Origin of the sequence: Bacillus sp. FSL W8-0848 (assembly GCF_038007805.1) — a bacterium.
Lineage (GTDB): Bacteria > Bacillota > Bacilli > Bacillales > Bacillaceae > Bacillus > Bacillus glycinifermentans.
Genome location: NZ_JBBOYB010000001.1, coordinates 2,680,371 through 2,695,087, shown reverse-complemented (window position 1 = coordinate 2,695,087; position 14,717 = coordinate 2,680,371). Strand labels below are relative to the sequence as shown.

13 protein-coding genes are annotated in these 14,717 nt (G+C 47.7%); all 13 read left to right on the top strand.

The genetic code is table 11. The features are described from left to right. Positions 1 to 137 precede the first annotated feature (137 nt). The 13 genes from icd (at position 138) to NSQ39_RS14095 (ending at position 14,701) form a co-directional block, all read left to right on the top strand. Entirely contained in the window at positions 138 to 1,409 is a 1,272-nt protein-coding gene (gene icd / locus NSQ39_RS14155) for an NADP-dependent isocitrate dehydrogenase (RefSeq protein WP_175076796.1), read from the top strand. Positions 1,410 to 1,454: 45 nt separating this feature from the next. Further along, positions 1,455 to 2,393 carry a malate dehydrogenase gene (mdh, locus tag NSQ39_RS14150; protein WP_046129656.1) on the top strand — a complete coding sequence of 313 codons (939 nt, stop codon included), beginning with the start codon at positions 1,455 to 1,457 and terminating at the stop codon, positions 2,391 to 2,393. A gap of 335 nt (positions 2,394 to 2,728) precedes the next feature. After that, on the top strand, positions 2,729 to 3,451 hold the full coding sequence (locus NSQ39_RS14145) for a response regulator transcription factor (RefSeq protein WP_046129655.1): 723 nt from the start codon (positions 2,729 to 2,731) through the stop codon (positions 3,449 to 3,451). After that, positions 3,444 to 5,180 carry a two-component system histidine kinase PnpS gene (gene pnpS, locus NSQ39_RS14140; protein WP_175076795.1) on the top strand — a complete coding sequence of 579 codons (1,737 nt, stop codon included), beginning with the start codon at positions 3,444 to 3,446 and terminating at the stop codon, positions 5,178 to 5,180. Before NSQ39_RS14145 ends, pnpS begins: the two co-directional genes overlap by 8 nt. 253 nt (positions 5,181 to 5,433) lie before the next feature. Next, on the top strand, positions 5,434 to 8,073 hold the full coding sequence (gene polA / locus NSQ39_RS14135) for a DNA polymerase I (RefSeq protein ID WP_175076794.1): 2,640 nt from the start codon (positions 5,434 to 5,436) through the stop codon (positions 8,071 to 8,073). Positions 8,074 to 8,091: 18 nt separating this feature from the next. Further along, entirely contained in the window at positions 8,092 to 8,919 is an 828-nt protein-coding gene (mutM, locus tag NSQ39_RS14130) for a DNA-formamidopyrimidine glycosylase (RefSeq protein ID WP_175076793.1), read from the top strand. 103 nt (positions 8,920 to 9,022) lie between these two features. Continuing rightward, positions 9,023 to 9,706, top strand: coding sequence for a sporulation membrane protein YtaF (ytaF, locus tag NSQ39_RS14125; protein WP_202049374.1), 684 nt, complete (start codon positions 9,023 to 9,025; stop codon positions 9,704 to 9,706). A gap of 17 nt (positions 9,707 to 9,723) precedes the next feature. Beyond that, positions 9,724 to 10,329, top strand: a complete 606-nt coding sequence (gene coaE, locus NSQ39_RS14120; RefSeq protein WP_175076792.1) for a dephospho-CoA kinase — start codon at positions 9,724 to 9,726, stop codon at positions 10,327 to 10,329. Positions 10,330 to 10,504: 175 nt separating this feature from the next. Continuing rightward, positions 10,505 to 11,527, top strand: a complete 1,023-nt coding sequence (locus tag NSQ39_RS14115) for a glyceraldehyde-3-phosphate dehydrogenase (RefSeq protein ID WP_175076791.1) — start codon at positions 10,505 to 10,507, stop codon at positions 11,525 to 11,527. Positions 11,528 to 11,753: 226 nt separating this feature from the next. Then, entirely contained in the window at positions 11,754 to 12,140 is a 387-nt protein-coding gene (gene speD / locus NSQ39_RS14110) for an adenosylmethionine decarboxylase (RefSeq protein WP_046129648.1), read from the top strand. Between the two features lie 168 nt (positions 12,141 to 12,308). Then, positions 12,309 to 12,692: a hypothetical protein gene (locus tag NSQ39_RS14105; RefSeq protein ID WP_046129647.1), complete on the top strand. Its 384-nt coding sequence runs from the start codon at positions 12,309 to 12,311 to the stop codon at positions 12,690 to 12,692. 25 nt (positions 12,693 to 12,717) lie between these two features. After that, on the top strand, positions 12,718 to 13,176 hold the full coding sequence (nrdR, locus tag NSQ39_RS14100; RefSeq protein WP_046129646.1) for a transcriptional regulator NrdR: 459 nt from the start codon (positions 12,718 to 12,720) through the stop codon (positions 13,174 to 13,176). A 118-nt stretch (positions 13,177 to 13,294) separates the two neighbouring features. After that, positions 13,295 to 14,701, top strand: coding sequence for a replication initiation and membrane attachment family protein (locus NSQ39_RS14095; RefSeq protein ID WP_175076790.1), 1,407 nt, complete (start codon positions 13,295 to 13,297; stop codon positions 14,699 to 14,701). Positions 14,702 to 14,717 lie beyond the last annotated feature (16 nt).

Sequence of the window (14,717 nt, the reverse complement as noted above, 5' to 3'; positions counted from 1 at the left end):
ACTTCACGGGGGGCGGCCTCTTGCACCCGCGGTTTGCAAATGAACGTATGAATCTATGAAAAAACATGCTTGTCCTCTTGTTTAGGAGGAAACAAATGTTTTTCAATATTGCATTACATAACATGGGAGGTTTTATTGTGGCACAAGGTGAAAAAATTACAGTCTCTGGCGGAGTATTAAACGTTCCAAATAACCCGATCATCCCGTTTATTGAAGGAGACGGAACCGGTCCTGATATTTGGAGAGCGGCTTCAAGGGTTTTGGAAGCAGCCGTTGAAAAAGCATACAAAGGCGAAAAGAAAATCACTTGGAAAGAAGTCTATGCCGGTGAGAAGGCATTTAACAAAACGGGCGAATGGCTTCCGGAGGAAACGCTTGACACGATCCGCGAATATCTCATCGCCATCAAAGGTCCTTTAACGACACCGGTAGGGGGCGGAATCCGCTCGTTAAACGTTGCGCTCAGACAGGAGCTTGACCTGTTCACATGCTTACGTCCTGTCCGCTATTTCAAAGGCGTTCCTTCTCCGGTTAAACGCCCTGAAGATACAGACATGGTCATCTTCCGCGAAAATACTGAAGACATTTACGCGGGCATTGAATACGCCAAAGGCTCCGATGAAGTGAAAAAGCTGATTTCCTTCCTGAAAGACGAGCTCGGCGTCAATAAAATCCGTTTCCCTGAAACGTCAGGCATCGGCATCAAACCGGTTTCTGAAGAAGGAACATCAAGACTTGTCAGAGCGGCAATCGAGTATGCGATTGAGCACGGCCGCAAATCCGTGACCCTCGTTCACAAAGGAAACATCATGAAATTCACTGAAGGTGCCTTTAAAAACTGGGGATATGAAGTGGCTGAAAAAGAATTCGGCGATAAAGTATTTACATGGGCCGAATATGACCGCATTGCCGAAAAAGACGGAAAAGACGCTGCCAATAAAGCGCAAAGCGAAGCTGAAGCGGCTGGAAAAATCATCATTAAAGACAGCATCGCCGACATTTTCCTTCAGCAGATTCTGACGCGTCCGGCAGAATTTGATGTCGTAGCGACAATGAACCTAAACGGGGATTATATTTCTGACGCTCTTGCCGCCCAAGTCGGGGGAATTGGGATTGCGCCTGGAGCGAACATCAACTATGAAACAGGACATGCCATTTTTGAAGCGACTCATGGCACGGCTCCTAAATATGCAGGTCTTGACAAGGTCAACCCATCCTCAGTCATCCTTTCCGGCGTCCTGCTTCTTGAGCATTTAGGCTGGAATGAAGCCGCAGATCTTGTCATTCAGGCGATGGAAAAAACGATCGCATCAAAAGTCGTCACTTACGACTTTGCCCGTTTGATGGACGGAGCGACAGAAGTGAAATGCTCTGAGTTCGGAGACGAGCTCATTAAAAACATGTCTTAAACGGCAAGTTTTATCCAAATACAATCATTTAAAGGGGTAGAAAAAATGGGTAAGAAGCGAAATAAAGTATCTGTTATCGGAGCGGGTTTCACGGGTGCAACCACTGCATTTCTGACGGCGCAAAAAGAATTGGCCGATGTCGTATTGGTCGATATTCCGCAGCTGGAAAACCCTACGAAAGGAAAAGCGCTCGATATGCTTGAATCGAGCCCGGTCCAAGGGTTTGACGCCAATATCACTGGCACGGCAAATTACGAAGATACGGCTGATTCCGACATCGTCGTGATCACCGCGGGTATCGCAAGAAAACCCGGAATGAGCAGGGACGACCTGGTCGCTACAAACGAAAAAATCATGAGAAGCGTCACGAAAGAGGTCGTCAAATACTCTCCGGACTGTATCATCATCGTCTTGACGAACCCTGTTGATGCGATGACTTATGCCGTATACAAAGAATCCGGTTTTCCGAAAGAGCGGGTCATCGGCCAGTCCGGCGTTTTGGATACGGCCAGATTCAGAACGTTTGTCGCTCAAGAGCTGAATCTTTCCGTCAAGGACATCACGGGCTTTGTACTCGGCGGCCATGGGGATGATATGGTGCCGCTTGTCCGCTATTCATATGCGGGCGGTATTCCGCTTGAAACGCTTCTTCCAAAAGACCGCATCGATGCGATTGTCGAAAGAACGAGAAAAGGCGGGGGAGAAATTGTCAATCTGTTAGGGAACGGAAGCGCGTATTATGCGCCGGCCGCTTCGCTGACGGAAATGGTTGAAGCGATCTTGAAAGACCAGCGCCGCGTATTGCCGACGATCGCCTACCTTGAAGGCGAATACGGCTATGAAGGAATCTATCTCGGCGTACCGACCATCATCGGAGGAAACGGTCTTGAGAAGATCATTGAGCTTGAATTGACGGATTTCGAAAAAAGTCAGCTTGATAAGTCTGTCCAATCTGTGAAAAACGTCATGAAAGTTCTCTCATAGGTCAATCACCGCAGGAAGGCTTCTTACACGGGCCTTCCTGTTTTTTTGCCTTCCAAACGGGCAAAAATGAAAACGGAAAGACATAAATACAGGCTCCCGGCATATACCTAATGATAATGAGCTTCCCGTACATTTTCGTCTTTTACGTTCTCGCAATTTTTCGTACTTACGGGACCGGCGCCGGCTGTTTTACCGAAATTATAAAGTTTATGTAATACACAGAAAAAATCAAATTGTCGAACAGACAGGCTTTCGTTACAATAAGAGTGAAAACGTTTATGAATCAAAAAAGAGAGATAGAGATGTCGGGGAAATATGAAGCCTGGAGGCGTGTCATGAGCAAAAAGATATTAGTTGTAGACGATGAAGAATCAATTGTTACCCTTCTAAAATATAATCTTGAACGGTCCGGCTACCAGGTCGTCACGGCCATGGACGGAGAAGCCGGCTTATTAAAGGCGATAGAGGAGAAGCCGGATCTGATCGTGCTCGATCTGATGCTCCCTAAAATGGACGGAATCGAGGTCTGCAAGGAGCTCAGGCAGCAGAAGCTGATGTATCCGATATTGATGCTTACCGCAAAAGACGATGAATTCGATAAGGTGCTTGGCCTTGAACTCGGTGCGGACGACTACATGACAAAGCCGTTCAGCCCAAGGGAGGTTACGGCAAGGGTCAAGGCGATCTTGCGGAGAACGCAGACGGTGCCTGTTCATCAGGAGGAAGCAGAGGAAGCGGATGCCGGCGAACTGATCATCGGCGAGCTGAAAATACTGCCTGAACATTATGAGGTGTATTTCCAAAATGAGCGGCTCGAGCTCACGCCGAAGGAATTTGAGCTCCTTTTATATCTTGGAAAGCATAAAGGAAGAGTGCTGACGAGAGACCTGCTTTTGAATGCTGTCTGGAATTATGATTTTGCAGGGGATACGAGGATCGTCGACGTCCATATCAGCCACCTGCGCGATAAGATTGAAAAAAACACAAAAAAACCTGAATACATTAAAACGATCAGAGGTCTTGGCTACAAAATGGAGGAGCCGAAACTGAATGATTAAATTCCGGACCCGGCTTCTGGCTGCCCTGCTGTCGCTCTTGATTCTCGTGTTTGCTTCACTCGGCTTTCTGCTCGTGCACTTGTTTCATACGTCTTACGATGAAAAGCTGGAAAGCCGCATCAAAAAAGAAGCAGAATTCATCGCCGGCCTTTCGGACACCGATCACCTTCAGTCTCCGGAGCAAGGCGAACGATTGCAAAAAGCAAGCCGTGAACTCGACAGTGCTGTATCGCTGATAGATACAAAAGGTCAGGTTCTTTTTCATTTTGGCGGCCGTCCTGATCAATCCGCCATAAAAAAAGCGGTTCAATCAAAAAATAGAGGTGAAGGCGTCCGGATCAACCCGGATGATGACTCGCGCTTCAGCTTTGCACAGCCGCTGGAAAAAGGAGGAGAGATCTACGGTTATGTCCTGATCGATTCGCCTGTCGATCCCGACGCCGGCATCAACCAAAAGATCTGGATTCTTCTCGGCGTCAGCCTCGGAACGGCGTTTCTGATCATAGCGGGCCTCGGGGCAAGAATCACCTCGCAATATACCAATCCGATCGAATCCGCGACTCAAGTTGCGATTGAGCTTGCAAAAGGAAACTATAATGCAAGAACATTTAACGAAGATGAAACGATGCTGAGCCAGTCGATCAATATGCTGGCCCAGAATTTGCAGGATATGACAAGGGCTCAGGAAATGCAGCGCGACCGGCTGCAAACCGTGATCGAAAATATCGACTCCGGACTGATTTTAATCGATGGGAAAGGCTATATTCATCTTGTGAACAGAGCCTACCAAAAACAGTTTCACGTTCAAGCCGACCAGCTTCTTTACCATTTTTACCACGAGGTGCTGGAGCATGAGGAAATTATCAATCTTATAGAAGAAATTTTCATGACCGAAACAAAGGTCCGCAAAATGTTTCATTTGCCGATCCGGATTGAAAGAAGATATTTTGAAGTCGACGGGGTTCCGATCATCGGCATGAATGATGAATGGAAGGGAATCGTCCTCGTGTTTCACGATATGACGGAGAGAAAGCAGCTTGAAGAAATGAGGAAGGATTTCGTCGCCAACGTCTCCCATGAGCTGAAAACGCCGATTACATCGATAAAGGGGTTCACTGAGACGCTGCTTGACGGAGCCATGAACGAACGGGAAACCCTGCAGCAATTTCTCTCGATTATTTTAAAAGAAAGCGGGCGTCTGGAAACCCTCATTCAGGACCTATTGGACCTTTCCAAAATCGAACAGCAAAACTTCACCTTGAATATCCAGGATTGCGACATCGGTGAAATCCTTGCAGAGATTGAAATGCTGTTAAAAAATAAGGCGGAGGAAAGAGGAATCGCGCTGAAGCTCGAAAAGCCGGAAGAATCGGCCATCGCATCGGGAGATCCGCACAGGCTGAAGCAGATTTTTTTAAATCTGGTCAACAATGCCCTCACATACACGCCGGAGGCCGGCAGTGTGACCATTTCTGCCGAGGTGCTTGAAGATGCGGTCCAAGTGAAGGTGAAGGATACGGGCATCGGCATCAAAAAAGCGGAAATCCCGAGAATTTTTGAACGGTTTTACCGGATCGATAAAGACAGAAGCAGAAATTCGGGAGGCACGGGGCTCGGCCTTGCAATCGTCAAACATTTGGTTGAAGCGCATCACGGAGAAATCGATGTTGAAAGCGAGCAGGGGAAAGGGACCGTGTTTACAGTCCGCTTGAAACGCGCGCCACATTGAGAATGAGCAATCTTTACAAAGGCTTTACAACTTTTATATACACTTTTAAAACTTGATTGATAGGATCATAAGTGAACCCCTTCATCCAAGGAGCCAAATGGACGGACGCGAGATCATCACGCGTCCCTTTTTTTGTTTGTTTTAAAAGGACTCCCGATTTTCCTTTCAAAATGAACTTTGCTAAAATAAAATAAGCAAAATATGAGCATGAAGTGAATGGAAGCTTCCATACCGGCTTCTTAGGAGGATAAAAATGACTGAGAGAAAAAAATTAGTATTGGTTGACGGAAACAGCCTGGCATACCGTGCGTTCTTCGCTCTGCCCCTTCTCAGCAATGAAAAAGGGATACATACGAACGCGGTGTACGGTTTTTCGATGATTTTGCTGAAAATGCTCGAAGAAGAAAAACCGACACACATGCTTGTCGCATTTGATGCGGGAAAGACGACGTTCAGGCATAAAACGTTTAAAGAATATAAAGGCGGCAGGCAAAAAACGCCGCCGGAGCTTTCCGAGCAATTCCCGTTTATTCAGGAGCTTTTGGACGCCTACCGCATTTCCAGGTACGAGCTTGAAAACTACGAGGCTGACGATATCATCGGAACGCTTGCCAAATCAGCAGAAGAAGACGGTTTTGAAGTCAAGATTTTTTCCGGTGACAAAGATTTGACGCAGCTTGCGACAAAAGGAACAACGGTGGCCATCACGAAAAAAGGGATTACCGATGTCGAATATTATACGCCTGACCACATTCAGGAAAAATACGGCCTTTCCCCCGGCCAGATCATCGACATGAAAGGCTTGATGGGCGATGCCTCAGACAACATTCCCGGAGTGCCGGGCATCGGCGAAAAAACGGCGATCAAGCTGTTAAAGCAGTTCCATACGGTTGAAGAGCTATTATCGTCAATAGACGAAGTGAGCGGCAAAAAGCTGAAAGAAAAGCTGAGCGAATTTAAAGAACAGGCGCTGATGAGCAAGGAGCTTGCGACGATCATGACAGACGCGCCGATCGAAGTCGGTCTCGACTCGCTCGGGTATGAAGGCTATGACAGAGAAGCGGTCATCAAGCTCTTTAAGGACCTCGGCTTTAACTCTTTGCTTGAGCGGCTTGGCGAAGAACCGGCCGAAAAAGAGGAAGAGCGGTTTGAAGACATCAATGTGACGATTCAGACGTCCATCACGGAGGAATTGTTTGCATCACCTGCTTCGTTTGTCGTCGAACAGCTCGGGGACAATTATCATGAAGCGCCGATCCTCGGTTTTTCCATCGCCAATGGAAACGGCACATTCTTCATTCCGACTGAAACGGCCATAGGTTCTGACCGCTTTAAGGAATGGGCTGAGGATGAGTCGAAAAAGAAATGGGTGTTTGACGCAAAACGCGCCGCCGTCGCCCTGCGCTGGCACGGAATCGAGCTGAAAGGGGCCGAATTTGACGTCCTTCTTGCAGCCTATATCATCAATCCGGGACATACGTATGACGATGTCGCAAGCGTGGCAAAGGAACATCAGCTGAACGTCGTCTCCACCGATGAAGCGGTCTATGGAAAAGGCGCCAAACAGGCTGTACCCGGCGAGGATGAACTTGCCGACCATCTAGGCAGAAAAGCGGAGGCGATTACGATGCTCCGCGAAACGCTGCTTGACGAATTGGAAAAAAACGAGCAGCTTGAGCTGTTTGAAGAGCTCGAAATGCCGCTTGCCCAGATCCTTGGCGAAATGGAATCCACCGGCGTCCAGGTCGATGTCGACAGGCTGAAAAAAATGGGTGAAGAGCTGTCGGGAAAACTGAAGGAATACGAAAAGAAAATCCATGAGTCAGCCGGTGAAACGTTCAACATCAACTCGCCAAAGCAGCTCGGCGTGATTTTATTTGAAAAGCTCGGACTGCCGGTCGTAAAAAAAACAAAAACGGGCTATTCCACATCAGCGGATGTTTTGGAAAAGCTCCGCGATAAGCATGTCATCATCGAGGACATTCTTCATTACAGGCAAATCGGCAAGCTGCAGTCAACATATGTCGAAGGGCTGTTAAAAGTCATCAGGAAGGATACGCATAAGGTGCACACCCGCTTTAACCAGGCTTTGACCCAGACCGGACGGCTCAGCTCGACGGATCCGAACCTGCAAAATATCCCGATCCGCCTTGAAGAAGGCCGGAAAATCAGGCAGGCATTTGTTCCGTCGCAAAAGGGCTGGCTCATGTTTGCGGCGGATTACTCGCAAATCGAGCTGAGGGTGCTTGCCCACATTTCAAAAGACAAAAACTTGATCGAAGCCTTTACAAATGACATGGACGTTCACACGAAAACGGCGATGGATGTGTTTCACGTACCTGAAGATGAAGTCACGCCTGCCATGAGAAGGCAGGCGAAAGCCGTCAACTTCGGAATCGTATACGGCATCAGCGATTACGGGCTTTCCCAAAATCTCGGGATCACAAGGAAGGAAGCCGCTGCGTTTATTGAACGCTATTTCAACAGCTTCAAGGGAGTCAAAGAATACATGGACGAAACCGTTCAGGAAGCAAAGCAGAAGGGCTATGTTACGACTCTGCTGAGCCGGAGACGATACATTCCGGAATTAACGAGCCGTAACTTCAATTTGCGCAGCTTTGCCGAACGGACAGCAATGAACACCCCTATCCAGGGAAGCGCCGCTGATATCATCAAAAAAGCGATGATCGCCATGGCGCAAAAGCTGAAAGAGAAAAATCTCAAGGCAAAACTGCTATTGCAGGTGCACGATGAATTAATATTTGAAGCGCCCGAAGAGGAAATCAAAGAGCTTGAAAAGCTGGTGCCCGAAGTGATGGAAAACGCATTGCAGCTTGATGTGCCGCTAAAAGTCGATTATGCCTCAGGGCCTTCATGGTATGACGCGAAATAATGAAAAGGAAGTGATGATGTGCCGGAGTTGCCAGAAGTCGAAACCGTCCGGCGCACTCTTGCCGGACTTGTCGCAGGAAAAACGATCGATTCCGTGGAAATCAGATGGACGAATATCATTAAACGCCCGGCAGAACCTGAGGAGTTTGCAAGGCTTCTTATAGGCGAAACGATTCAGTCGATTGACAGAAGAGGGAAGTTTTTGTTGTTTCATCTCGATCATTTTGTCATGGTCTCACATTTGAGAATGGAAGGAAAATACGGGCTTCACAAAGGCGATGAGCCTATTGATAAGCACGTGCATGTCATTTTCAGATTTACGGACGGAACGGAGCTCCGCTACCGGGATGTCAGGAAATTCGGTACGATGCACTTGTTTGCGCCGGGTGAAGAACAAACTGAGCTGCCTCTCCGGCAGCTCGGTCCGGAGCCGTTCAGCGGCGAGTTTACCGCCCAGTATTTAAGAGAGCGTCTCAAGAAAACGAGCCGATCTGTGAAAACGGCGCTGCTCGATCAGCGGACAGTCGTCGGACTGGGAAACATTTACGTAGATGAAGCGCTCTTCAGGGCCGGCATCCATCCGGAAACTACCGCGAACAAGCTGACAAAAAAACAGACCGCCCTTTTGCATGAAGAAATCGTCAAAACGCTGAAAGAAGCTGTTGAAGCAGGCGGAAGCACGGTCAGGTCTTACATCAATTCGCAAGGAGAAATCGGCATGTTTCAGCTTAAGCTCTACGTCTACGGCCGAAAAGACGAACCTTGTAAAAAGTGCGGATCCGCGATCGAAAAAACGGTCGTCGGAGGAAGAGGCACGCATTTTTGCATGAAGTGCCAAAAAAAATAAATAGGGCAAATCTGTCCAGGCATTCACAGCCGGTTAAAAACTTTCTAAGTGAAACAATACACGGACGGTTCTTATCACTCATATATATAAGAAGCCTATAAAGCTGTTAAGGCTAAAACTACACCGCCGCATCAACAGAAAGGAAGAACCGGATATGATGTTTGCATCTTTCTTGCTGCTGGCTATTGCTGTCAGCCTGGACAGTTTTTCAGTCGGATTTACTTACGGGTTAAGAAAGCTGAAGATTCCTTTCAAAGCGATTTTGATTATCGCCTGCTGCTCGGGAGCCGTCATGCTGGTCTCCATGATGATCGGCACCCTTTTGATGAAGCTGTTTCCCGTCGTTTTGACGGAAAGGCTCGGGGCCATTATTTTAATGGGGATCGGCGCTTGGGTGCTGTATCAGTTTTTCAGGCCGGAGAAAGACCAGGAACATTCTCTCTCAGAGAAAACGCTCGTGAATCTTGAATTGAAATCGCTCGGAATCGTCATCCATATATTAAGGACGCCGACGAGCGCGGACATCGATAAATCGGGCATCATCACAGGCATCGAGGCCTTCCTGCTCGGTTTTGCCCTCTCAATCGATGCCTTCGGTGCGGGAATCGGGGCAGCTGCGCTGGGATTTCCGCCCGCTCCGATGAGCGTGACGGTCTCCGTCATGAGCTCTTTGTTCGTATTTATGGGCATTCAGGCCGGGCGCTTTTTATCAAGGTGGAACTGGATGAATAAACTGACGTTTCTTCCCGGCATCATGCTGATTTTGATCGGAATTTGGAAACTGTAAAGAGGGGTGTGGGCCTAATGACTTTGGTCATCGGATTAACCGGCGGTATCGCCAGCGGAAAAAGCACTGTCGCGCACATGTTTCAGAAGCGCGGCATCACGGTTGTCGACGCGGACGTCATTGCGAAAGAAGCCGTCGAAAAGGGAATGCCGGCATATCGAAAAATCGCTGAAACATTCGGGGAGGGCGTGCTCCTTGACAACGGCGGGATCGACCGGAAAAAACTCGGAGAACTTGTATTTCAAAACGAAGACAAAAGGATGCAATTAAATGCGATCGTCCATCCCGAAGTAAGAAAAACGATGATCAAAGAGCGGGATGAGGCCATTCAGGCCGGAGAGCGTTTTGTCGTTCTCGATATTCCGCTTTTATACGAAAGCGGGCTTGAGCACCTGACAGACAAGGTGCTCGTCGTCTGGGTGCCAAAAGAGCTTCAGCTCGAGCGGCTGATGAAACGAAATTCACTAAGCGAAGAAGAGGCGCTGAATCGGATTCATGCCCAGCTTCCGCTTGATGAAAAAAGAAAAAAAGCAGACGCCGTCATCGATAACAGCGGCGGCCTGAACGATACCGAAAACCAGCTTCAGGAGCTGATTGAAGCATGGTCGCATCTGAAAAAGTGAGCGCGGGAATTCCCGTGCTCTCTTTTTTTAGCCCGTAAAACAGCTAATCCATAGTTTATCGTGCGCATTTTACCTGAAAAAGAATAAATGGTATAGCTAAAATCTTATAATGTGTTATACTTATTTTGAATAAAACATGATATGGAATGACATAAAAATAAGGGGTGTTTGTTTGATGAAGGTAAAAATTGCGATAAACGGATTCGGCCGCATCGGCAGAATGGTGTTTAGAAAAGCGATGCTTGATGATCAGATCGATATTGCGGTGATCAATGCGAGCTACCCTGCGGAAACGCTCGCTCATTTGATAAAGTATGACACAAATCACGGACGGTATGAGCCCGATGTGAAAGCTTGCGGCGATCATCTTTTGGTAAACGGCAAAAAGGTGCTGCTGACGAGCCAGAGGGATCCGAAGCTGCTTCCGTGGGCAGAGCATGAAATCGATATCGTCGTTGAAGCAACCGGGAAGTTTAACTCGAAAGAAAAAGCTGAAGCTCATATTGAAGCGGGAGCGAAAAAGGTGATTTTAACGGCGCCCGGAAAAAATGAGGACATTACGATCGTCATGGGCGTTAATGAAGGGGACTTTGATGCTGAGCGCCATGCGATCATCTCGAACGCGTCCTGTACGACGAATTGCCTGGCGCCCGTTGCAAAAGTGCTTGATGATGCGTTCGGAATTGAAAACGGCCTTGTCACGACCGTACACGCCTTTACAAACGATCAAAAAAATATCGATAATCCGCACAAAGACCTGCGGAGAGCGCGCGCCTGCGGTTCTTCGATCATTCCGACGACCACCGGAGCAGCAAAAGCGCTGTCGCTCGTCATGCCTCATTTAAAAGGACGAATGCACGGCCTTGCTTTGCGGGTGCCTGTTCCAAACGTTTCTCTCGTTGATCTTGTAGCGGATTTAAAAAGCGATGTAACCGCCGAGGACATCAATGAGGCGTTCCGTATGGCGGCAGCGGGTTCCATGGCCGGAATTATCGATGTATGCGATGAGCCGCTCGTGTCTTCGGACTTTAATACAAATCCGTTTTCTGCGGTCATTGACAGCCTGTCAACGATGGTGCTCGAAAACAGGAAAATGAAAGTGCTTGCATGGTATGACAATGAATGGGGATATTCGTGCAGGGTCGTCGATCTCATCAGATACGTTGCGTCGAGAATGAAACATCCATCAGCTGTATAAAATAAAAGCATGGACGGATAAAAATAAAAAACCCCTTAACCATCAAAACCGCCTTGCAAAAAATATTCAAACAAAGTATACTATTTTTCGTGAACTTCTAGTCGTGAGCGCTTCGGCATTACTTAAAGGGTTAGGACCTCTCCGGACTAACTTTCCCCCGTGGTAAATGACCGGTTTAGTTGCTTGGAAATTCACTTTTTAATTCTTGTTAAGGGGGGTCCATGCTATGGAAACAATGGGGCGTCACGTCATCTCCGAACTGTGGGGATGCGATTTTGATAAGCTGAATGACATGGATTTTATTGAAAAAACGTTCGTAAATGCTGCACTGAAATCAGGTGCTGAGGTGCGGGAGGTTGCGTTTCATAAGTTTGCGCCTCAAGGTGTAAGCGGGGTTGTCATTATTTCTGAATCTCATCTGACCATCCACAGCTTTCCTGAACACGGATATGCCAGCATTGATGTTTATACTTGCGGAGATTTAGATCCGAACATTGCTGCGGATTACATCGCAGAAGAATTAAGAGCGGAAACAAGAGAGAATATCGAAATACCAAGAGGCATGGGGCCTGTACAGATCAAGCAGGCAAAAGCCAAAGCACAGGCGCTTTAATGCCTTTTAAGAGGAGCCGGATGAAAAAGCGAAAACCGCTTTTTAGATCCGCTCCTTTTTCATTTCCTGCAAAATGTCGCCCGTATTCTTTTGCCATTTTGTTTTCTCTTGGAAATAGAGAGTTTTTTTAATAAAATATAGAGAAGAAAGGCAAAGGGGATATGGCGTATGAGCGTTTTCCAAAAGGTTCAGGGATTTTTTTCGACCCATGCCGAAACATCCGACCATCATCATTTGGACGAGCTGAGGAGCCGTTACTATAAAGCGACTGCAAAACAGGCCCTGGAAGCCGTAGCAGAAGTGCTGGACGGAATGGGCGGCTGCACCGTCACTTCGGTGTCGGAAGAAAGAGGGGAAATAAGCGCAGAGATTACAAAGCCGAAAAAGGCTTTTTTGGTGGCGACTGTCGTATCGATCCGCCCTTTTGAGACAGCGGTAGATTTTAATGTATCGACGGAAACGGTTATGCCGACTGATTTTGGATACAGCCGCAGCATGGTTTCGTCGGTTTATCGGGAATTGGACCGAAAGCTGGCTCCTGCTGTAAAATGAAACAACTGAATAGGGAGCTGAAAAAATGAAATGTCCAGCGTGTCAGCATAATGGGACGAGGGTTTTGGACTCCCGTCCCGTTGATGAAAGCAGATCGATTCGCAGAAGACGCGAATGCGAATCTTGCAGTTACAGGTTTACAACATTTGAAAAGGTGGAAGAAATTCCGCTGATCGTCGTTAAAAAAGAAGGAATCCGTGAAGAATTCAGCCGGGAGAAGATGCTCCGCGGCTTGATCAAAGCGTGCGAAAAGCGGCCTGTCGCTTTAAAGCAGCTTGAAGATATTTGCTTTGAAATCGAAAAAGAGCTTAGAAACCAAGGCGTTTCAGAAGTGAAAAGCGAGAATATCGGCGAAATGGTGATGGACCGCCTGGCGAAAATCGATGAGGTCGCATACGTCAGATTTGCGTCGGTATACCGCCAGTTTAAGGATATCAACGTATTTATCGAGGAACTGAAAGATTTAATAAAGAAAGAACGGTAAAGAGCTGAAAACTTGATCCAGCTCTTTTCTCATGACAAAAATCGCGGGCGGATGACATCCTGCCCGAAAAAAGGTGTAAAATGAGGACAAGAAACAAATTGGAAGGTTGACAATCGATATGAGTAATTACTGGAAAGATTTGCTTCCCGTTGATCCTTACGTCGTCAAGAGCCACGGGCTGCTTCAGGATTTGGACCGGCAAATTGTCACCCTTTTGTATCAGCCTTTGATCGGGTCTTTCTCGCTCAGCCTGTTTTTTACGCTCTGGGGAGAGCTTGAGCAAAACAGGATATGGGGGAACAGCTCGACCCACAGGCAGCTGATGGGGACGATGCAGGCCAGCCTGAAAACGATTCACGCCGAAAAAGAAAAACTTGAGGGAATCGGACTGCTGAAGACATATGTAAAAGAAACGGAGCAGGAACGCTTATTTATATACGAATTGATCGCGCCGCTCAGACCGGACGAGTTCTTTCAGGACGGAATGCTGAATGTGTTTTTGTACAACCGTGTCGGAAAAGCGCGGTTCCAGCAGCTGAAAGATTATTTTTCTCATCCGTCAGTGCCTGAAGAGGCGCGTGATGTCACGCGCTCGTTCAACGAAGTCTTTGCAGCCGTGCAGCCGAGCGAATGGAAGCTTTCGGATGATATGGCGGACGCTATGAAGCTTGCGGATGACCGGGAATATACAAAAGAGGGGCAAAGCAAACCGGTCACGGTGACAGACGACGCGTTTGATTTTCAGCTGTTTCTGGCAGGGCTGTCCGAAACGCTGATTCCAAGAAAGGCGCTGACCGGCCAAGTAAAAGAAACGATTAAAAAACTTGCTTTTCTCTACGGAATCGAGCCGCTCGATATGCAGAACGTCGTCATGTCAGCCGTTGACGAACATGATATGATCACGACAGAAGCGCTGAGGAAAGCGGCGAGCGACTGGTATCAGATCGAAAGAAACGGCCTGCTGCCCGAGCTTGTCGACAAGGTTCAGCCGCTCAGGCTGCGCGAGCATACGAATGAACAGCCGGCGTCAAAGGAAGAAACGTTGATCGCCCTTTTGGAACAGGTGTCCCCGAGAAAACTGCTTCAGGATATAGCCGGGGGGGCGGAGCCTTCCAAAGCCGATTTAAAAATCATCGAAGAAATCATGCTTGACCAAAAGCTTGAGCCGGGCGTCATCAATGTCCTGATTTATTATGTCATGCTCCGGACCGATATGAAGCTTTCGAAAAACTACATTCAAAAAATCGCTTCCCACTGGGCAAGAAAAAAAGTGAAGACGGTAAGGGAAGCGATGAAGCTCGCAAAAGAAGAAAACCGTCAATATCTCGAATGGGCGCAAGGAAAGAAAAAGCAGGGGAATAAAAAAGTCATCAGGGAAGAGAAGCTGCCGGATTGGCTGCAAAACGAGGCGGCCGAAGCACTGCCTAAGGATGAGCAGACTGCGGCAAGCAAGGAAGATTTTGAATTGCAAAAGCAAAAGCTGCTCGAAGAAGTAAAGAAACTGAGAAACCATTCCGCCCTTTAAAAAGTGAGGTGAACAA